This is a genomic window from Latilactobacillus curvatus JCM 1096 = DSM 20019 (assembly GCF_004101845.1).
GTDB lineage: Bacteria > Bacillota > Bacilli > Lactobacillales > Lactobacillaceae > Latilactobacillus > Latilactobacillus curvatus.
Map to the genome: position 1 here is coordinate 682,145 of NZ_CP026116.1, position 20,003 is coordinate 702,147.

Genomic DNA, 20,003 nt, shown 5'->3' on the forward strand with positions numbered 1-20,003 from the left:
TCCTCTTCCTATTAAAATAGTGCCTATTTCGAAGTAAAGTATTGTTGGCCGGCAGACTTCTCGAGGCGATTCATATACGCTAATCCGACACCCTCTTTTGCGAAGCCTTGCACTAATATAATTTTAACCTCAGGATTCAAATCAAAATACCGTAATCCTTCAAACAAGTGTTGACTAGCAGTCACTACAGAATCACCTAAAGAGAACTGATCTTTAAACCTAACGTCAGATAACTGCCCTAACACCGTATCAACCGCCATAACACCAAATGGCACACTTTGTTGACTGGCCCATTTAACCGCCGCCGGAAATTCATCTGGCGTTGGCACTATGTAAACCTGTGCATTTGGAGCATAGTGTTTGTATTTCATGCCTGGTGCCTTTGGCGTTTCAGCTGCGCCAACTTTATGGTGGTTTGTCATAATCGGCCCAATCACACGTTCAATGGCTTCTTGAGTCACAACACCGGGTCGTAAAATAACGGGTGTCGCAACACTTAAATCAATCACCGTTGATTCCAACCCAACACCAGTTGGACCATCATCAATGACACCGGCAATCTTTCCATTTAGATCATGTAAAACGTGATCGGCAGTGGTTGGACTGGGCTTGCCTGATGTATTGGCTGAAGGCCCCACAAGTGGGACACCGGCCGCTTTAATCAAGTCTAACGTCACCGCATTGTTCGGCATTCTAAAGGCAGCGGTCTTTAAACCACCCGTCACAACTGAATCTAGTGCCGCATGTTTTAGCGGCAAAATAATTGTCAATGAACCGGGCCAAAAAGCGTCGACTAATTGCTTAAATCGATCACTAACTTCGGCTGCGTAATGCTCAACCGTCGCAACACTTGCTACATGCACGATTAGCGGATTATCACTTGGGCGCCCCTTAGCGGCATAAACTTTCTTAACCGCTTCAGGATTCGTCGCATCTGCCCCAAGACCATAGACGGTCTCAGTTGGAAATGAAATCAATTCGCCCGCTTTTAAATCTGCTGCTGCTTGTTCAATCTGTTCTACTGTGTATCTCTTGGTTTCCATTATAGGCCTTCCTTACTCTACTTCTGATTTACATCATACCAAATTCCGATTGAAATCGTAACCCACACGGGCCATTCTAGACCAATTAGCCATATCTTTTTTGATTGTAACCGCTACATCGGTCGATTCATGTTCGAATAACCGAACGATCGCCTCTTTTTGCTGATAACCGAACTCTAAATAAAGCTGCCCATCTGGTTTTAAATACGCACGCACTTCTTTAGCAAACCGTTCATAAAACGCTAAGCCGTTATTATCTGCAAATAGGGCCAAGTCGGGTTCGTATTTCAAAACGGACGCATCCATCACATGCCGTTCATCTTGTGCAATATATGGCGGATTAGACACAATCACATCAAACTGTTGGCCCATCACTGGGGTTAGAAAATCACCCACGATAAAGTTAACATGCGCGTTTAATTGGCGCGCATTTGCTTGTGCAACAGCAATCGCTTCTAGTGAAATATCAATTGCGGTCACTTCCCATTCTGGATGCTCACAGGCAAGGGTAATTGCAATGGCGCCCGTTCCTGTCCCAACATCCAACACTTTAAGTGGTCGGTTCTTTGGTTGTGTAGCATCTAATATCCATTCTACCAATTCTTCCGTCTCAAGTCGTGGAATAAGCGTTGCCGGCGTCACCTTAAAATCGCGTCCGTAAAAATTAGCATATCCCAAAATGTATTGTGCCGGTTGATCAGCGATAAACGCGTTTAAGTCTGCTTGATACTGATCGTATTCGGCAGTCGGCATTTCATCGTGATAATGCAAGACCAGTTGGGTCGTCGTCCAATGTTTACGACCGAGTAGTAAAAAGCGCGCTGCTTCACGTTCTTTAGCGTGTTCTTCTAAAAATAAAAAAGCCCAATTCAGGGCTTTAAGATAAGTGAGCTGTGCCATCTTGTAATTGCTCCAATTTTTCGGTTTGATCGTAAAGAATTAACGCATCAATGACGTCGCCTAATTCCCCGTTCATAATCCGATCTAATTTGTTTAACGTTAAACCAATTCGATGATCCGTCACTCGGTTTTGTGGATAGTTATATGTTCTAATCCGTTCAGAACGATCCCCAGACCCAACCGCTGACTTCCGGCTTGAATCGTATTCACTTTGATTTTGTGATTCATAGAAATCATAAACCCGTGACTGTAAGATTTGCATTGCCTTCACTCGGTTTTGTTGTTGTGACCGTTGATCTTGCATCGCAACCACAATCCCGGTTGGAATATGCGTCATCCGCACGGCTGAAGAGGTTTTATTGATATGTTGACCACCAGCACCTGAGGCACGATAAACGTCAGTCCGAATATCCTTAGGATCGAGCTGCACGTCAACCCCATCATATTCAGGCATAACTGCAACAGTCGCTGTTGAGGTATGAACACGACCTTGTGATTCGGTCTTTGGGATCCGTTGGACACGGTGCGCACCATTTTCATATTTTAACTTCGAATAAACATTTTTACCGGTAATCATCATCGCAACTTCTTTGAAGCCACCCACTTCTGTAGCCGTTTCATCGATGATTTCAGTTTGCCAGTTTTGTGATTCAGCGTAGCGTTGATACATATTCAACAAATCACCTGCAAAGAGACTGGCTTCGTCGCCACCAGCAGCCCCACGAATTTCCATGATGATATTCTTTTCATCGTTAGGATCCGTTGGTAACATCAAAATCTTGATGTCTTGTTCTAATTGTTCCTTTTCATCTTGTAACTCACTTAAATCCGCTTTAGCTAATTCTTCCATTTCTGGGTCATTAGATTCGCGTAACAATTCTTCGCTTTCTGCAATGTCGTTTAAGACAGTCTTCAAACGCGTGTATTTACCAACAATTTCCCGTAAACCCGCTTCTTCTTTAGACAATTCCATATACCGACTGGTTTCGTTGATCACTTCTGGATCAGACATTAATTCCTGTAATTCCGCATAGCGGTCTAACAAACTATCAAGTTGTTCAAACATTTTATCCATGAATGACTAGCCTTCCTTTTCACTCTCTTGTGTTACCGGTGGGTTAAAATAGTGTTTCCGACAAACGGGGTAGTATGCTTCGTTGCCCCCGATTTGAATCTGTTCACCCGTATAAACCGGTTTGCCATCGTTCATTCGCAAGTTCATAATCGCTTTTTTGCGACAGAACCAACAGATGGTCTTCATTTCTTCAATCTTATTGGCAAATAGCAATAAGTATTTCGAGCCTTCGAATAATTCATTCTTAAAATCATTCTTCAACCCAAACGCCATCACTGGGATATTCAAATCATCAACGACCTGCGCCGCTTCGATTACGTGATGCCGTTCTAAAAATTGTGATTCATCAATCAAGACACACGCTGCATCCGGATTAGTCGATTGTACCAACTCAAAGATATTCGTATCCGAGAAAATCGGTGTCGCCTCACGTTTGAGCCCAATCCGACTTGAAACAATCCCCACCCCGTCGCGATTATCAATCCCACTCGTCAGGATGATCACTGATTTATTCTGCTCTTCATAATTGTGTGCGACTTTTAAAATTTCAACCGACTTACCACTATTCATTGCACCATATCTAAAAAATAATTGCGCCACTCTCAAACACCCCTATGTTAAGCACATTTTAATCTAGTATACCTGAAAATCAGCGAGGCAACAATATTCGCCACTATTAAATTCTAAAGTTTCCCTTATTTTATTTGCAGATGCGTTTTTATATCGTCCAAATTGAGAATTTATGCTATGATTATGAACATTGAAAGGGTGGCAAGCATGACAATTAAAAGCTCATTTGCAATTACAGCAGGACGTTTTTCATATTGGTATTTACATACCTTTATGAAAGGTGGCAGCTCCCTCCCCGGGAAAATCGCAACCAAGTTCGATCCTGCTGTGTTAAAGCAGTTAACCAAGAACTACGACGTGATTATCATTACCGGTACCAATGGTAAAACATTAACGACCGCACTCACTGTGCAGACGTTGAAGCAAAAATACGATCATATCATGACCAATTCGAGTGGCTCGAACATGATGCAAGGGTTGACCACCGCCTTTTTAGCAGATCATCCTCAAAAAGGACAACGGCAATTGGCCGTCCTCGAAGTCGATGAAGCCAATGTGGAACCCCTTTGTCACTACATCAAGCCCAAAGCGATTGTGATGACGAATATTTTCCGTGATCAGATGGATCGTTTCGGCGAAATCTACACGACTTATAATATGATTCTAGCGGGCGTCAAACTCGTTCCTGAGGCAACCCTCATTATGAACGCTGACTTGCCTCTCTTTTCATCGGTTGAACTTCCTAATCCAAAGATTTATTACGGATTCAACCACTTACCAGATGGCGAAATGATGGCTCCAAGCAACACAGACGGCGTTTTGTGCCCCGTTTGTGATCACATCATTCATTACAAATTCATCAGTTATGCCAGCCAAGGGAAGTTTTACTGCCCTAATTGTGGCTACCAACGACCTGAATTAGACGAAGCAGTCACTGCCATCAATCAGATGCACCCCACAAATTCACACTTTGAAATTAACAACGAACCGTTTGAAATTTCAATTGGCGGCATGTACAACATCTATAACGCACTTGCAGCCTATAGTGTCGGTCGATTCTTTGATATTCCAGTGAAAGCAATTCAAAAGGCCTTCACTGAAGACAAACGAATCTTTGGCCGTCAAGAAGTCATTCAATTAAAAGACAAAGCGGTCACATTGGTACTCGTTAAAAATCCGGTTGGCTTAAACCAAGTCTTACAAATGATCAGTTCTGATCCAGAAGACTTTTCACTCGCAATGTTGCTTAATGCTAACTATGCCGATGGAATTGATACGAGTTGGATTTGGGATGGCGAGTTTGAAGACTTACTCAAACACAACATTCCAACCGTGATTACCGGTGGCGAACGCGGTGACGATATCGCTTTCCGGCTAAAAGTAGCTGGTGTCACGGCAGATCAATTACACGAAACTAAAGAACTCGATGCAACGATGGCAGCCATTGAAGCAGCCCCAACCAAACATGTTTATGTATTAGCAACTTATACCGCTGTTTTACAACTACGTAAGAAGCTGGCAGCTGCCAATTATATTAAGAAAGGACTATCAGTATGACCCAGACATTAAGAATTTGTCATCTATACGGCAATTTAATGAACACATATGGTGATCTTGGTAATATTTTAGTCCTTGATTACTATGCCAAAAAAGTTGGCATTCAAACTGAAACAGAAGTCATTAGTATCGGTCAAGATTTCGATGCAAGTCGTTACGATATCGTTCTCTTCGGCGGTGGCCAAGACTTCGAACAAAAAATCATCTCAGAAGACCTCAACGACAAAAAAGCAGCCCTCACCGAATACATTGAAAACTGTGGTGTTATGCTTGCCATCTGTGGTGGTTATCAATTATTAGGTCACTACTATATTGGCGCAAACGGCGACAAGATTCCTGGAATCGGCGCACTTGATCATTACACATTGAGCCAAGATAACAATCGTTTTATCGGTGATATTGTCATCGAAAACCGTGAGTTTAACGAAACCTACCTCGGTTTTGAAAATCACAACGGCAGGACTTTCTTGGGCAAGGATGAAAAACCACTTGGTTACATCAAACGTGGTCACGGCAACAATGGTGATGACGGCACCGAAGGTTGTGTTTATAAAAACACATTTGGTTCATACTTCCATGGTCCAATTCTCACGCACAACGGTGTTTTAGCCAAACGACTTTTATCGATTGCGGTTAGCCGGCGTTTTCCAGAATTTGATTTACAACAAATCGCTGACTTACCACTCGAAGAATCACGTTACCAAGTCGATGCAGCCGGCGTCAAACGCGTCCAAAATTAACAAATCAAAAAGTCGACCATTATGCGGTCGACTTTTTTGATGTCTTAATCATTTCGCAAGAAAAAATACACTTTTTATTCATAAAATGATAATCGTTTCACAATACTTGCTCGGTATACTGACTTTAACCTATAAAAAGGAGCGAATCATTATGTTAAATCAAATGCCAGCAGTCGAGTCCGTTCAAATTAATCGGATTGAAAATCATGATAAAGTTTTCGCAACCACTGAAAGTGGTCAAGAAATCGAATTACATATTACCGACCAACAAAAAAAGGACCGCCTCTTCTGGGAATCCCTCATCAATATCCTCCGCGCTGAATTGTGGTTACCCCTGCAAAAGAGAACCCACGAACTACTCCAAAACGACTGGCTAACGGTCGATGGCTAACGTGTGGCTCTGGGTTCGGATGACTTACAGAACACGTTTAAACGATCAGAATACAACTATCCAAAAGGGCGCTAACAAAAATATTGTTACCGCCCTTTTGCATATCAATGTTTCGTTTTTTAGCGTTGCCCTGTCCACTCCGCTAAATACTGATCCACAAACTGGTGCATGAAATCCGTTCGCGCTTGCGCGATTTCGCGCGCTGCCTGTGTGTTCATCGTTGCTGCCAATTTAAATAATTTCTCATAAAAATGGTTAATCACGGTAGACGGTTCGCGATAGTTTTCCTTTGTCAATTCCGCCCGTGGTTGAATCTCAGGATCATAAGCAACCCCATCGTGTGCGCCACCATACATGAAGGTCCGCCCAATCCCAATCGCGCCGATTGCATCTAACCGATCCGCATCTTGAACGATTTGCCCTTCTAAACTTAGCGTTTGGTGTTGATTGAGATTTTTCGAAAAGGACATGTGGTCGATAATATCAAAAATTGCCGTTTGTTGGCCATCTTGTATGCCGTTTTCGGTTAGTTTAGTTTTTACCTTTTGTCGAGCCTGTTCAACATCAGTCGCGATTTTTTCATCAATCACATCATGCAATAAGGCCGCCAAGATAATCGTTGTTAGGTCCGCAGCTAACTCTTTTTGCTGAATTAAACGGGCATTATTCACGACCCGTTGAATGTGATCGAATCCATGACCGCTGTGTTCTGCTGCCAATTCCGTTCGTACAAATTGTTCAATTGCTTCGATTTGTCTTTGCATACTTGTCATCCTACTCTTTTAATCATTAAAAAAAATTGCAACCACGGCTGCGGTTGCAATTGGTTATATTCAGTTTACTTATTACCCGGTTCTGACGCAATAATTTGCATGTCACCTTTTAAGTCCCATGACTTAATATCAAATGGTAACACAAAATGCATATTCTTGTGAATTGGGTAAGTTTGCCCATCGGCAATCAGTTCGCCTTCACCATCGACCACGGAGACTAAAGTATAGGGTGCCGTTGTCCGATCAAAGTGTAAGTCGCCCTTCACTAACCATTGGTAAACACTGAAAAATGGTGACATTGGTGGTTGCACATAAGTCGTGATTGTTGAATCTCCAACATGTTCTGTTTGAATATTCAAAACGGGATCTTGATGCGGCACAATCGTCGTATCAATTGATTGCTTCAAGTGTAGTTCGCGTTTTTCGCCCGTCTTAGCATCAACCCGATCATAATCGTATAACCGATATGTTGTATCACTACTTTGTTGGGTTTCAAGCGCCATAATCCCTTTGTTCAATGCGTGAATCGTGCCACTTGGGACGTAGAAAAAGTCACCAGTCTTAACGGGCACTTTGCGGAGTAAATCATCCCACTTGCCTGCTTCAATCATTGCTGTTAATTCCGCTTTGGTCTTGGCATGGTGGCCATAGATTAAATAAGCACCTGGTTCAGCATCCAAAATATACCAACATTCCGTCTTACCGAGTTCGGTTGGACCTTCATGAGCAGCAGCATAAGCGTCATCTGGGTGCACTTGGACAGAAAGACTTGCTTCAGCATCCAAAATCTTAGTTAACAATGGGAATACTTTACCTTCTGCATTACCGAAATATTCGCGGTGGGTTGCCCATGCTTGATCTAATGTGAGCCCTTTTAATGGGCCATTTTCGATGGTACTAGGACCATGGGGATGGGCTGAAATGGCCCAACATTCACCAATATCGCCGTCTGGTAAATCATAATCGAAGGCTTCAGCTAATTTGCGACCACCCCAAATTTTTTCTTGAAAAACAGGTTTTAGAAATAAAGGTTCTGTCAATTCACTCACTCCTAATGCGCTTTATTTATCAATAGTCCCATTTTACCACAAATGTAAGCGGATAATACGCAAATTTGCGAATTTGACTAGGCTTTTGTTTCTAGGTGATTATCCGCTAAAAATTGTGCCACAATCGCATCTCGTCGTTCCAAAAAGACCGGATTATCAGCCGTTGGATGAATGCGATTACTCAGGACAATCAGCCCCGTTTGCCGCTTGCGATCCAATAGCATGAACGTGCCGGTAAAACCGGTGTGATAAATCAGTGGCTGGTGTTCTTGCGGCTCAAAGCGCAAATCCCAGCCCAGTGAGCGCCCGAGATGTTTTGGTGTCCAATCACGATAGAGACTCTTAACACTCGCCTGACTGATTGGTGGCTGTTCAACCTTCAACTGCCCTAATTGGAACTGGGCAAAGCGGACAACGTCTTTTAATGGGGCAAACAAGCCGGCTGCACCACTATGATTTTGTAAGATCGCACTTTTCGGATCGTGGACCGTGCCTTGGATTAAGCCGCGTTCGGCACTCAATTCAGTCGGGACCGCCAAACTTTTGTCCGGATTAAACGTACTGGCTTGCATACCGAGTGGGGTTAAAACGAGTTCTTGAATCAAATCCTGAATCGGTTTTTGATAGATGGCTTCAATCATCCAGCCCAAATACAACATACCAATGTCCGTGTAAACAACCTTTTCACCAAAATTTGGGCCGACCGTTAATTGCGTCAAAAGCGCCGTTTTTAATTCGGCAGCCGATAATTGATTCCGATTCGGAATGTAGCCTGTTAAACCGGACGTGTGCGTCAATAGATGCAAGACCGTCACCCGTCGATCTTTAAAGGCCGGCAACAAACTATGCACTTTTGTTCGTAAAGAAAGCCGCCCTTTTTCCAATAGCCGTAAAATAATGGTCGTCGTCCCAATCACTTTCGTTAATGACGCTAAATCATACAACTGATCAGCTTTTAACGGCACTTTTTGGGGCACTAATTCGGCCTGCCCGATTACATTAGTCATCACTTCAGGGCCTTCGATGATGGCATAAGAAACACCAGGGACAATCCCTTCATCAACTAGCGCTTCAATTTGCCGGATGGTTTGTTCAAATCGCATGTTAAATTCCTCCTACTACATCAATATCACTAGTATACGCCAAACACGGACAAAAATAAGGCCGCAGATTTTATCTGCGGCCTTATTTGCGTCATTCATGATTAAATTTTAACGTTGCCTGAGAATTGACTATTGTACAAGTCAGCGTAGAAACCATCTTGTGCCATCAAACTATCATGGGTCCCGGTTTCAATAATCGAACCGTGATTCATCACGATGATGTTATCGGCATCGCGAATCGTCGATAAACGATGGGCAACCACGAAACTGGTCCGATTTTGCAACAAGCGTTCCATGGCGTGTTGAATATGAATTTCAGTCCGTGTATCCACTGAACTGGTTGCTTCATCCAAGATCAAAATCTCTGGATCGGCAACAAAGGCCCGCGCAATCGTCAATAATTGGCGTTGACCTTGGGAGATATTCGAAGCTTCTTCATTCAAGACCGTCTCATAGCCATCAGGTAATTGACGGACAAAACCGTCAACGTGCGCTGCTTTGGCGGCTGCTAAAATGGCTTCATCTGAAGCATCAGCGTTCCCATATTTCAAATTATCCCAAATCGTTCCAGTAAATAACCAAGTATCTTGTAAAACCATCGCGAAGTGACGCCGTAATTGTTCCCGAGTCATATCGCGCGTATCGACACCTTTAAGCTTGATTGAACCGCCACTCACGTCGTAGAAGCGTTCCAACAAGTTAATGATGGTTGTTTTACCAGCACCTGTTGGGCCGACAATCGCAATCATTTGACCTGGTTTGACTTGCAAGTTGTAATCCTTCATCAAGATATCTTTACCTTGATAACCGAATTCGACATGTTCTAATTCAAGTAGATTTTGGTCATCAACAATCGCTGGCACTTCTGATGGGTCGTCACTCATGTCATCTTCATCTAAGACTTCAAAGACCCGTTCAGCTGAGGCAATCGTTGATTGGATTGTATTCGCTAAGTTGGCCAATTGCGTGATTGGTTGTGAGAATTGTTGCGTATATTGCATGAACGCTTGCATATCCCCTAAAGTAACTTGGCCGTGAGAAACACGAATCCCCCCAACAATTGCTACGAAGACGTAACCAATGTTATTGACGAACGTCATTAACGGCATGATGACCCCAGAAATAAATTGTGCCTTCCAAGCTGCTTTATAGAGTAATGCATTTTGTTCTTCAAAGGCATCAATTGTGACTTGTTCGCGGTTGAAGGTCTTTAAGACCACTTGACCAGAGAAATTTTCTTCAATTTGGTTGTTCAACAACCCCAAACTTTTTTGTTGCGCTGCGAAGAATTTCTGTGATTTCGGTGCGACAATCCCGACGACGACTAAACTGAGTGGAATCGTGACTAAGGCAATTAAAGTCAATTGCCAACTAATCGAGAGCATCATCCACATAACGCCAATAAATGTCACAGCACTGGTTACCATTTGCGTTAAACTTTGTTGCAAGGTACTTGCAATGTTGTCCATATCATTAATCGCACGACTCATGATATCGCCGTTTGAGTGTGTGTCGTAGTAATTAATCGGTACCCGTTGCATCTTGTCTTTTAATTCTTTCCGTAATTCATAGACGGTTTGTTGGGAAATCCGCGTCATGATGAATTGTTGTAAGAAACTGAAAACCGCTGATGCTAAGTACATCAAAATCACCGTCATAATAATGTGTTGAATCTTATCGAAATCAATTGGTAAGCCATTCATCGGCATGCCCGCTTTTTGCATGGCATTGCCCTTCATAACACCCTTGAAGATTTCGGTCGTTGCTTGTCCTAATACTTTTGGTGTTCTAATTTGGAAAATAACGGAGATGATTGCTAAGGCTAACACAATCACTAATCCGATTAACCGGCTAGACATGTAGGTTAATAATCGTTTGGTTGTGCCCCAAAAATTCTTCGGTTTTTCAACGACACCACCCATGCCACGGCCTGGGCCATGTCCACCTTGGGGTCGATTGGTTGTTGTTTTTTCAGCCATTAGTCTTCATCCCCCTCTCTGATTTGTGAGTTAATAATTTCTTGATATGTGGCGTTATTAGCCTTCAATTCAGCATGTGAGCCTTTACCGACCAGCTGGCCTTCATCCAAGACCAAGATGGTGTCGGCATCGGCAACGGTTGATACCCGTTGACCAACAATCACAACGACACTCTTTTGAATTTCAGCATCTTCTTTTAAGGCTTTCCGTAATAAGGCATCCGTCTTAAAGTCCAACGCTGAGAAAGAATCATCAAAGACATAAACAGCCGCTTTTTTAACCAACGCCCGTGCGATGGCAAGCCGTTGACGTTGACCACCAGAGAAGTTGCCCCCACCTTGTTCAACGTGACTATCTAAGCCACCTTCAAGTTCGCTGACGAAATCTTTAGATTGTGCAATTTCAAGTGCGTGCCAGATTTCATCATCGGTCGCATTCGGATTCCCATATTGCATATTTTCCCGAATCGTCCCGGTAAATAAGTTCGCTTTTTGAGGGACAAATGCAACTTGTTGGTGAATGTCATGGAGGGTCACATCTTTCACGTTTAACCCTTTGACTGTCACTTCACCCGTTTCAACATCGTAAAAACGAGGAATCAAGTTGACTAACGTGGTCTTCCCTGAGCCAGTGCCTCCAATCACGGCGACTGTTTGGCCCGCTGTCATTTGGAAATCAACGTTTTCAAGCGCTAAGTGTTCCGCATTTTGATAACGGAAGTTGACCTGGTTGAAAGCCAAGCTTGCTGGTTGATCACCAAACGTTTTAGGCGTCGCTGGATCTTCAATCGGCGTGTGTAAATCAAGCACTTCATTAATCCGCACTGCTGAAGCTTGCGCCCGCGGGATAAAGACGAAGACCATTGAAAGCATCATGAAACTCATGAGGATTTGCATCGCATAAGTCACGAACGCTAATAAATTCCCGACTTGCATTGCTTGATTGGCGATTAAGTGTCCACCCATCCAAGTAATCGCAATGTTAGTCCCACTCATGATTAACGTCATGGCTGGGAACATCACTGACATAATACTATAAACTTTCTTCGCATTTTGCGTGTAGTCAGTATTAGCTTCATCAAAACGTTCTTGTTCGAACTTGTCGCGCCGGAATGCTCGAATGACCCGAACCCCGGTTAAACCTTCCCGGAAAACTAAGTTAATCCGGTCTGTCTTTTTCTGCATTGCCTTGAATAATGGCACAGCGAAGTACATCACCCCACCAATGAAGAGTGCCATGATTGGTAAGACAACCAAGAAAATGGATGTAAGTTGCGCATCTTTTTGATACGCTAAGAAACTTGCGCCAATCAACATGATAGGTGCCATAATCATCATCCGTAAGAACATCATTGCCACATTTTGAATCTGCACCACATCGTTAGTCGTCCGCGTAATTAGTGAAGACGTCCCAACTTGATCCATTTCATCGTGTGAGAAGTTGATGACCTTCCGGTAGATATCTGAACGTAATTTTTGGCCTAAGCCTTGTGACGTCCGTGCCGCAAGATAAACGTTGCAGACGGCCGCGATAATACTAATTAATGAAAAACCTAACATTTTAAAGCCTGCTTGCCAGATATAATCAATATTCCCCTTAGCAATCCCGTCATTGACAATGTCGGAGGTTAAATTGGGTAAATAAAGGTTACTGACAACCTGAATCGTCATGAATAAAACCGCACCAAAGACGGCCCAACCTGACATTCTTTTCTTTGCAAGTTTAAGCATGTTGTGTGTCCCTTCTTTCCTTATCCTTGTTTGCTGGCCCCTGTTTCTAACCAGCCTAATACTAATTCGAAGCGTTCTTGGACCTGTTCAATTGTAATCGCATGGTCACTTTCTTGTTGCAGATAATACGCTGCAATACTTTGAAAGACCGTCGTCATCAACTCATGAAATAAAATTCTAAGCGCTTCGGGTTGATCTGCGTTAATCTTGAGCAAGTCGTAATTGACGTTTTCTTCTAAAAAGCGCATCCCATCTACTTGTTTGGCATGCATTAATTCTGGTGACATCTTGCGCTGGTTCTTATAATCCATATGTAAGAAGAGGTGCTTGTAAAATTGTGCATTTTCACCATTAATAATCTCTTCTGCCATTTCAGCAAAGAATTGGCGAATTGCCTTGAATAGATCACCATGAACAGCCAACAGACTCTTTTCTAAATCCTGCTTTGAACTGTCGCGTAATAAGCTAAGGTCGTAGAAAAAAATATCCGCCTTATCTTCAAAGTACTGATAAAAACTGCCTCGCGGAATCTCCGCCGTTTTAATAATGTTGCTGACAGATGCTTCATTAAACGGTACCCGTGAAAACTCAGCATGCGCAGCTTGAATCAGTCGTTGTTGCTTTTCCTCAGGTAATCTAAAAAATGTTTTCTTCGGCATTTCGATACTCCTTTCTGAAAATTAATGACAGAGCGTCATAATTGTGACGTAATGTCATAATACGCCAACTTAGGCACTCATGCAAGCATTAAATCCACAAAAAAAGAACCGGCAGGCTATCGTCTGCCGGTTCCCTTTAAAAGGCGCTATTTATCGTCTTTGTCCATTTTTTCTTTAATATCATCCATCACGTCATTGGCTTTTTCAGCAACTTTGTCTTTGGCATCCGCTAATTTTTCTTTAGCTTCACCCATAAAGCCCTTTGCTTTACCTTTGGCCTCAGTTTCGCGATCACCAGTCACCTTACCGGCTGTTTCTTGTACTTTACCGGTTACTTGGTCTTTCATGCCATCTAACTTTTCTTTATCTGTCATTCAAAATCACTCCTTCTTATTGGTCTACCTATATGATAGGATAGCTAACCAACATTAGTCAAAATTTATGATTATGAGTCGCATTATGTCAGTTTACCATCGCGCATCACATATTGATGATCTGTATAATCCAAGACGCGTTCATCATGGGAAACCATCACAATCGTCTGTCCTGTCTCTTTCGTGATTTTAGCCAGCTGCTCAGCAACCTGTAAGGCCCGTTTACTATCTAAACTAGCGGTTGGTTCATCCGCAAAAATCAAATCTGGCTGACCATACAATGCCCGAGCAATCGCAACTCGTTGACGCTGACCACCAGATAAGCTCGTTGGGTACTGACGTCGTTGATCCCAAACACCTAAATTGGTTAATAGTTGTTCAGCTGATTGTGGCGCTTGCTTTTCACGTAATCGATCGACTAGTTCGAATTGTTCTTCAACCGTTAAAAATGGAACCAGATTCGAACTTTGTAATATAAAGCCGAAATCGTTAAACCGTAATGCAGACCGCTGTTTTTCGCTTAATTGACTAATCTCTTGATCTTTAAAAAAGAGCTTCCCACTCGTTGGGCCTTGTAAACTACCCATAATCGTTAATAAGGTCGTCTTCCCCGAACCGGATGGTCCGGTTAAACCAATGAACTGGCCCTTTTCAATCGTTAAATCGATTTGATCTAAAGCCGTGGTTTGCTGGTCACCTGCGCCAAATTTTTTGACGATTTTTTCTAAACGCATTAAAGCCATCCTATGCCCCTCCAATCGCATCAAGCGGATCAATCTTCAGAATCCGCCAAATTGAGAATAAAGCACCAATGACTGTCATCACAAGTAAAACAGCAGAAAAGGCCCCAATTAGTAAAGGATTATTTGTATACGGCACCGCCGCTGGTAATACCAATGTTGTCAATGCGTTACACAACAAACCAAGGCCAATCCCAATCACCCCTAAGAATACAGATTGCCACATTAAACTACCAACTAATTGGCCACCTGAAATCCCTTGTGCTCGCATCACCCCGTATACGGCCGTTTTTTCAATAGTAATAATATACATGAAAATCCCAACGATAAAGGCGACGATGACTAGCAATGCGCCAATCATCAAACCAAACGTCTTAACCTGTGGACCATACCCCGGAATCTTATCGATTAATTCTGGAATTGTCAGTTTGGTCAGCTGATCCGTTGTCTTAATCCGCGCGTTTCCCTTTAATACTAAAGCATTAATGCGCGTAATCTGATCAGTGCCGTAGCGCATTCGGCTAAAATCGGTCAACCGCAAATAAGTCACCGGTTGCGTATTATAGCGGTGGTTCGTCGTAATCCCAACAATTTTGTACTTTTGTTGACGCCCATTCAATTTAATTTGTTGGTTTAAAGCAATTCCTTGTAAGCCGTCGTCGACCACAATCTCATTTGCTTTTTTAGGATACCGTCCTTTTTGCAACTTAGGCTTCAAAAAAGCATCAAAATCGATACCAAAAACACTCGTATTTTGCTTACTTAAACCTGAACCACTCACAACACCCATCATCTGAGCAAGTTGCACATGATTTTTCTGTGCACCTTTAATAGAGGGTAATTGATCAACATCTAATTCAGAAGCTGCCAAGTTTTTATTCGCATACTGACTAATAACAACTTCTTTGGCGTGCCATTGATCAATTGCCGAACGGTTATTATTGGCTAGTCCATATGCCAACCCCGTTAAAAAATAGATTAAATATGCAATTAGAAAAATCGTAAAAATGATCAACGAATAACGTAATTTAGCATGTTTAATTTCTTTAATTGCTAAATACATCCAAACACCCCTTTCTTAACTGTTTTAATCTAACATAAAGCATCACGCCTTGAACAGCAATCCGCATTCAATCTTTTATTCATTCACGGGAATATGCTATGATAAGCACACGGAGGTGGCGCTTATCAAACACGTCAAACATGGGATTGCCTTTTTGCTTCTGATTATCATCCAACAAGTTCCTTTAATGATTGTCAGTGGCTTAACATTGCTCCCTAAGGCTCAACAGACAACCCATCTAATTTTAGTCTTTGGTTGGCTTTTTCTAATCACGACTATCGGCATTACTGCCCTGATGTGGTATTACTACCAAAAAATTAAATCAACGCGTTATGACCAACCCTTCACCAAACAGACTTGGTGGACAATGTTGATTGGCTTTATCGCGATGGTTGCTGTCAATAACGGTACGATCCCGTTTATGCATGCTACCGGTAATGCCAATGTTGATGCACTAACCTCAGTCTTTCAGACGATTGGTATTTTCATGCTACCATACGCCCTATTCTTAGGTCCGATTATGGAGGAATTACTTTTCAGAGGGTTCCTAATGAATTGGTTTTTCCCAGGCACACCAATCATCTCAATCGGGTTAAGTGCTATCTTATTCGGATTGATGCACGGCGCAACTGATCCGATTTATTTCATTTCAAAAGCACTGCTTGGACTAATTCTGGCTATCGTCTACTATCGCACCCATAATATTAAGAGTAATATTGCCTTACACATGTTGAATAACATTACTGCTGGCTTTACGATTTTTTAAACGACTAGAAAGGAAGCATGACTATGTCTGCATTAACAACCATCTTAACTTACATCCAAGAACATCCTGATGAAGTGGTTCTAGAACCGTTTCAATATGCGAACGTGATTCGCTTTGGCATTAGTGACCAAGTCGATCTGCCAGATGCCGAGAAACTGTTCCCTGATATGCGGCTACACGTTAACCGGATTGACCCCGAGTACGTCAAAGAACACCATGACTTATTGACGACTTTTTATCAACAAACCGAAGAAAAACAAAAAGACGGCTTCCAAGATGTGTGGATTACTACCGCCCATCTTAGTGACCGTCAACTTTATTTAGTGGATCTTTCTTTTGAATAAGCCTCATTTTGAACAGCTAAAGGTCAGCTGTATTAAGTATGCTATTTTAACCTTGTTTCTCTTTGTCATGCGTGCCTTTATTGCGCATCCCATCATTCTGATTGCCAGTTGGATTAGCACTGCTGTTTGCGGCGCATATTTCATTGCCATGTTAATTGTTTATTATTACGGCTAACGTTGCATATGTTTGGTCTCAGCAATCACTTCTTCTGTAAAATACAATTGAAAACCGAAGAACACCGTCAACATAATCGCAGCTACCCATGCAGTGCGCACATTGATTAACTTAACAATTAACCCTGAGCTAATAGTACCAATGAAGAAGCTACCAACAATTAACCCGAAGTACCGGGCTTTTTGTTGGTAGTTTTTTTCTTTGGTCGCTAAATATAGATAAGTATTCTCGATTAATTTCTTATAATTGCCGGTCGTAAAAGCATTCGCATATGGATAGCCATTAACCGTTGAATAACTCGCTAATTGCATGGCCATCGACATCGACAGAATCGGTGTCACAAACATGTTGGGAATCGCGGTTGATAAAAAACCAACTACTACTAAAGCAATAATTTGAAACCCTAATAACCACAACCGCCAAGCATTCAACCCACCAGTGTTAAAATGCCGCTTCGCCAGTTGCACAATAATAACCCCAAACCCAAATGAAATAATGGGTAATATCTTTTCAGGAAGTTGTGCCCACTGGTTCGTTGCGATGTCTAAGCCGATGAACACGATATTACCGGTCTGTGCACTCGCAAAGACGCCACCACGTAAAATCACACAATACGCATCTAAGAAGCCACCAAGAAACGTTAAAAACATCGCCGTGCTTAGCCGATCATGAAACCCTATTTCTTTTTGCAACCCAATCCCTCCAAATCAATACTCTTATTATACGCAAATTAAAATTGAAATCAAAAAACGGATTGCACTATTTCACAGTCGAAATAAGGTACAATCCGCTCTACACTATAAATTAATTGAATTGACATCTTGACCATGGACCACTTTTCTAAAGTCGACTAGTCCTAAGTCCAAACCGCGCAGCAATACTTCAGCCGTCCCGACGTTGGTTGCCAACGGTACTTCATAAACGTCAGATAATCGAATTAATGCATTCACATCCGGTTCGTGAGGTTGAGCAGTCAATGGATCTCTCAAAAAGATTACCAGGTCCATCTTATTTTCTGAAATCAACGCGCCAATTTGCTGATCGCCCCCTAAAGGACCTGACTTAAACCGTGTAATCGGCAAGCCAGTTGCTTCAATAATTTTTTGGCCAGTCGTTCCAGTCGCAAATAATTCGTGTTGCGCCAAAATAGGTTTATAAGCCGTCGCCAGTTTCACAATCGTTGGTTTCTGACGATCATGTGCAATCAATGCAATTTTCATCTGAATCCCTCCTAATGTCTGCGGTGTTTAACCACCGTAAAAAAGTGTAACACACTTGCCAATAGAATGAAGAAGATTAAAACGAATGACACATAATTAAGCCAAAACTGGCCAATTGGCAACACTAAGTTCACTAATTGTTGCAGTAACATCGTAATCAAGGTTGCACAGGCGACCATGCAAAATAGTTGTATATATCGTTTCACTGTATCATCCGTCCTCTTTGCTTTAGATTGAATGCTTGCGCCGACTTGGCGACATTCCGCTTGTTTCTGCGCTGAAAGTGTCTTTAAACCATACGTTTTTGTCTGGACAATTTCCCGGATTTTTAAAAGTCCAGCTGCCCCCAAGACTTTATCAAAAGTTCTAAAAGTCCCGTCAGTCACACCAGTAACCAATTCCTCAGCTGGACTGGCATAACAACTACTGATTGTGATGTAGCTCTTGCCTTTGAACCGATCCGGTAACGCATCGCCCGCCCGATTGAAGCGCACTAAGCGTTGCCGCATACAATCCAAAAAGTTCTTCATCACACCAGACATTGCGCCCCAATAAGTTGGCGCAGCCAGTATCCAAACATCGGCTGCCAATAACTTAGCTTCCAGTTCATCTAATACCGGATTGGCTTTGCCAGCATCTGGTAATATTTGATAATCATTTAAAAAGATCACTTCAACGTCATCTTCCGGTTTTACACCTGCTAAAACGGCATCTAAAAGTTGCCCATTGACCCCATCTCGTTGATGACTGCCTAACACTCCTAAAATCTTCATCTGATCAAGCCTCACTCTTTATACTACTTTCAGTTTACACTTCCAATCACTAACTTACCATAAAAAAACGCCCAGACCAATGGCCTAGACGTTGTCATTATTTTAGTTTAGTACCAACCATTACTTAACCAGAAGCTCTTAGCGGCATCCCATGAACCATAACGACTTGTTACATATTGATCTGCAACGCGGTCTTGGTTAGCTGCTGAATAATCACCATTTAAGTATGAAGCTGATAATTGATAACGGCCGATTAATTGACCGTTACGTGCTGAATATGAACCGCCTGATTCTTTTTGTGCAATCCATTCCTTAGATGAACTCGTTGTAGTTGTAGTTGTTATTTGTGCAGCTACAGGTGCTTGTTGTACTGGTGCAGCTTGAACTGCAGGTCGTGCTTGAACTACAGGGGCTGGTGTTTGAACAGGTGCAGCTACTTGTTGAGTTACAACAGGGGCTGGTGTTTGTGCCACTTGATCAGCATCAATTGTTAATTGTTCACCAACAAAGATCATATTAATATCAGCGATATTATTAGTTGTTGCGATTTGGTTAACAAGCTCGGTACTACCATTGAATTTTTGCGCAATGGTTGAAAGCGTATCACCATTTGCAACGGTATAAGTTGTTGCGGCACTGGCTTGTGATTGGTTAACGAAAAGTAACCCGGTTGTTGCGACTGTTGTTAAAGCGGCACTGTAAAGTAAAGTTTTTAAAGATTTCATATTTTGAATGGACTCCTTATTGTTTAAATTGATTTTTCTATCTGTTTAACGTGGGACTAATATACCATCTTAAATCCGTTAGTAAATATCAAAACCATAACAATTGATGACAAATCCGTAACAAAATGACGGCAATTTCACCTAACTTTGTAATGAAGCCCACAATTTAATTGACTTGTAATCGGCCTAAAAGGTTATAACACCAAGGATTACAGTCCATAAAAATGCTAAATATGCTATTTTGAATTAATTAA

Annotated in this window: 22 protein-coding genes; 5 read left to right on the top strand and 17 right to left on the bottom strand. The window is 42.2% G+C overall.

Annotation, left to right across the window (positions count from 1 at the left end):
- Positions 1-23 precede the first annotated feature (23 nt).
- From LCU_RS03615 to LCU_RS03630, 4 genes are read right to left on the bottom strand one after another with little or no spacing between them, the layout of a single operon-like run.
- On the bottom strand, positions 24-1,043 hold the full coding sequence (locus LCU_RS03615) for an L-threonylcarbamoyladenylate synthase (RefSeq protein ID WP_056965844.1): 1,020 nt from the start codon (positions 1,041-1,043) through the stop codon (positions 24-26).
- Positions 1,044-1,076: 33 nt separating this feature from the next.
- On the bottom strand, positions 1,077-1,943 hold the full coding sequence (prmC, locus tag LCU_RS03620) for a peptide chain release factor N(5)-glutamine methyltransferase (RefSeq protein WP_004269973.1): 867 nt from the start codon (positions 1,941-1,943) through the stop codon (positions 1,077-1,079).
- The gene (prfA, locus tag LCU_RS03625; protein ID WP_004265393.1) at positions 1,921-3,018 is read right to left on the bottom strand and encodes a peptide chain release factor 1; all 1,098 of its coding nucleotides are present in this window, start codon (positions 3,016-3,018) and stop codon (positions 1,921-1,923) included. The genes prmC and prfA overlap by 23 nt, the downstream gene beginning before the upstream one ends.
- Positions 3,019-3,024: 6 nt before the next feature.
- On the bottom strand, positions 3,025-3,618 hold the full coding sequence (locus LCU_RS03630) for a thymidine kinase (protein ID WP_056965842.1): 594 nt from the start codon (positions 3,616-3,618) through the stop codon (positions 3,025-3,027).
- Positions 3,619-3,795: 177 nt separating this feature from the next.
- Between LCU_RS03630 and LCU_RS03635 the strand changes: the two genes are divergently transcribed.
- The 3 genes from LCU_RS03635 to LCU_RS03645 all read left to right on the top strand — a co-directional run bounded on the left by LCU_RS03635 (position 3,796) and on the right by LCU_RS03645 (position 6,276).
- Positions 3,796-5,145, top strand: coding sequence for a Mur ligase family protein (locus tag LCU_RS03635; protein ID WP_004270013.1), 1,350 nt, complete (start codon positions 3,796-3,798; stop codon positions 5,143-5,145).
- Positions 5,142-5,885, top strand: coding sequence for a type 1 glutamine amidotransferase (locus LCU_RS03640; protein ID WP_056965840.1), 744 nt, complete (start codon positions 5,142-5,144; stop codon positions 5,883-5,885). The genes LCU_RS03635 and LCU_RS03640 overlap by 4 nt, the downstream gene beginning before the upstream one ends.
- A gap of 151 nt (positions 5,886-6,036) precedes the next feature.
- On the top strand, positions 6,037-6,276 hold the full coding sequence (locus tag LCU_RS03645) for a hypothetical protein (RefSeq protein ID WP_004270001.1): 240 nt from the start codon (positions 6,037-6,039) through the stop codon (positions 6,274-6,276).
- A gap of 119 nt (positions 6,277-6,395) precedes the next feature.
- On the opposite strand, the gene LCU_RS03650 is transcribed toward LCU_RS03645, so the two are convergent.
- From LCU_RS03650 to LCU_RS03690, 9 genes are all read right to left on the bottom strand, one after another.
- Entirely contained in the window at positions 6,396-7,040 is a 645-nt protein-coding gene (locus LCU_RS03650; protein WP_004269994.1) for an HD domain-containing protein, read from the bottom strand.
- A gap of 74 nt (positions 7,041-7,114) precedes the next feature.
- Entirely contained in the window at positions 7,115-8,089 is a 975-nt protein-coding gene (gene manA / locus LCU_RS03655) for a mannose-6-phosphate isomerase, class I (protein ID WP_004270017.1), read from the bottom strand.
- Positions 8,090-8,175: 86 nt separating this feature from the next.
- Positions 8,176-9,201, bottom strand: coding sequence for a serine hydrolase domain-containing protein (locus LCU_RS03660; protein WP_004269990.1), 1,026 nt, complete (start codon positions 9,199-9,201; stop codon positions 8,176-8,178).
- Between the two features lie 101 nt (positions 9,202-9,302).
- Positions 9,303-11,180, bottom strand: coding sequence for an ABC transporter ATP-binding protein (locus LCU_RS03665; RefSeq protein ID WP_056965838.1), 1,878 nt, complete (start codon positions 11,178-11,180; stop codon positions 9,303-9,305).
- Positions 11,180-12,910 (bottom strand): ABC transporter ATP-binding protein, encoded by a 1,731-nt coding sequence (locus tag LCU_RS03670; RefSeq protein ID WP_056965836.1) that lies wholly within the window; start codon positions 12,908-12,910, stop codon positions 11,180-11,182. The genes LCU_RS03665 and LCU_RS03670 overlap by 1 nt, the downstream gene beginning before the upstream one ends.
- A gap of 20 nt (positions 12,911-12,930) precedes the next feature.
- A complete protein-coding gene (locus LCU_RS03675) occupies positions 12,931-13,569 on the bottom strand; it encodes a TetR/AcrR family transcriptional regulator (RefSeq protein WP_004270032.1) in 639 nt (212 codons plus the stop codon).
- 146 nt (positions 13,570-13,715) lie between these two features.
- Positions 13,716-13,943 (bottom strand): CsbD family protein, encoded by a 228-nt coding sequence (locus LCU_RS03680; protein WP_004269974.1) that lies wholly within the window; start codon positions 13,941-13,943, stop codon positions 13,716-13,718.
- A gap of 83 nt (positions 13,944-14,026) precedes the next feature.
- Positions 14,027-14,686, bottom strand: coding sequence for an ABC transporter ATP-binding protein (locus LCU_RS03685; RefSeq protein ID WP_004269986.1), 660 nt, complete (start codon positions 14,684-14,686; stop codon positions 14,027-14,029).
- Between the two features lies 1 nt (position 14,687).
- The gene (locus LCU_RS03690; RefSeq protein WP_056965834.1) at positions 14,688-15,746 is read right to left on the bottom strand and encodes an ABC transporter permease; all 1,059 of its coding nucleotides are present in this window, start codon (positions 15,744-15,746) and stop codon (positions 14,688-14,690) included.
- Positions 15,747-15,861: 115 nt separating this feature from the next.
- On the opposite strand from LCU_RS03690, the gene LCU_RS03695 reads away from it, so the two are divergent.
- The gene (locus LCU_RS03695; RefSeq protein WP_235805381.1) at positions 15,862-16,512 is read left to right on the top strand and encodes a CPBP family intramembrane glutamic endopeptidase; all 651 of its coding nucleotides are present in this window, start codon (positions 15,862-15,864) and stop codon (positions 16,510-16,512) included.
- 23 nt (positions 16,513-16,535) lie between these two features.
- Positions 16,536-16,856, top strand: a complete 321-nt coding sequence (locus LCU_RS03700) for a hypothetical protein (RefSeq protein WP_004265400.1) — start codon at positions 16,536-16,538, stop codon at positions 16,854-16,856.
- Positions 16,857-17,027: 171 nt separating this feature from the next.
- Here the strand turns inward: LCU_RS03700 and LCU_RS03710 are convergent, their stop codons facing one another.
- The 4 genes from LCU_RS03710 to apf form a co-directional block, all read right to left on the bottom strand.
- Positions 17,028-17,723, bottom strand: coding sequence for a YoaK family protein (locus LCU_RS03710; protein ID WP_223315678.1), 696 nt, complete (start codon positions 17,721-17,723; stop codon positions 17,028-17,030).
- Between the two features lie 105 nt (positions 17,724-17,828).
- Positions 17,829-18,251 carry a methylglyoxal synthase gene (gene mgsA, locus LCU_RS03715; RefSeq protein WP_004269993.1) on the bottom strand — a complete coding sequence of 141 codons (423 nt, stop codon included), beginning with the start codon at positions 18,249-18,251 and terminating at the stop codon, positions 17,829-17,831.
- A gap of 11 nt (positions 18,252-18,262) precedes the next feature.
- The gene (locus tag LCU_RS03720; RefSeq protein ID WP_056965833.1) at positions 18,263-19,024 is read right to left on the bottom strand and encodes a flavodoxin family protein; all 762 of its coding nucleotides are present in this window, start codon (positions 19,022-19,024) and stop codon (positions 18,263-18,265) included.
- A 107-nt stretch (positions 19,025-19,131) separates the two neighbouring features.
- On the bottom strand, positions 19,132-19,749 hold the full coding sequence (gene apf, locus LCU_RS03725; protein WP_054644439.1) for an aggregation-promoting factor: 618 nt from the start codon (positions 19,747-19,749) through the stop codon (positions 19,132-19,134).
- Positions 19,750-20,003 lie beyond the last annotated feature (254 nt).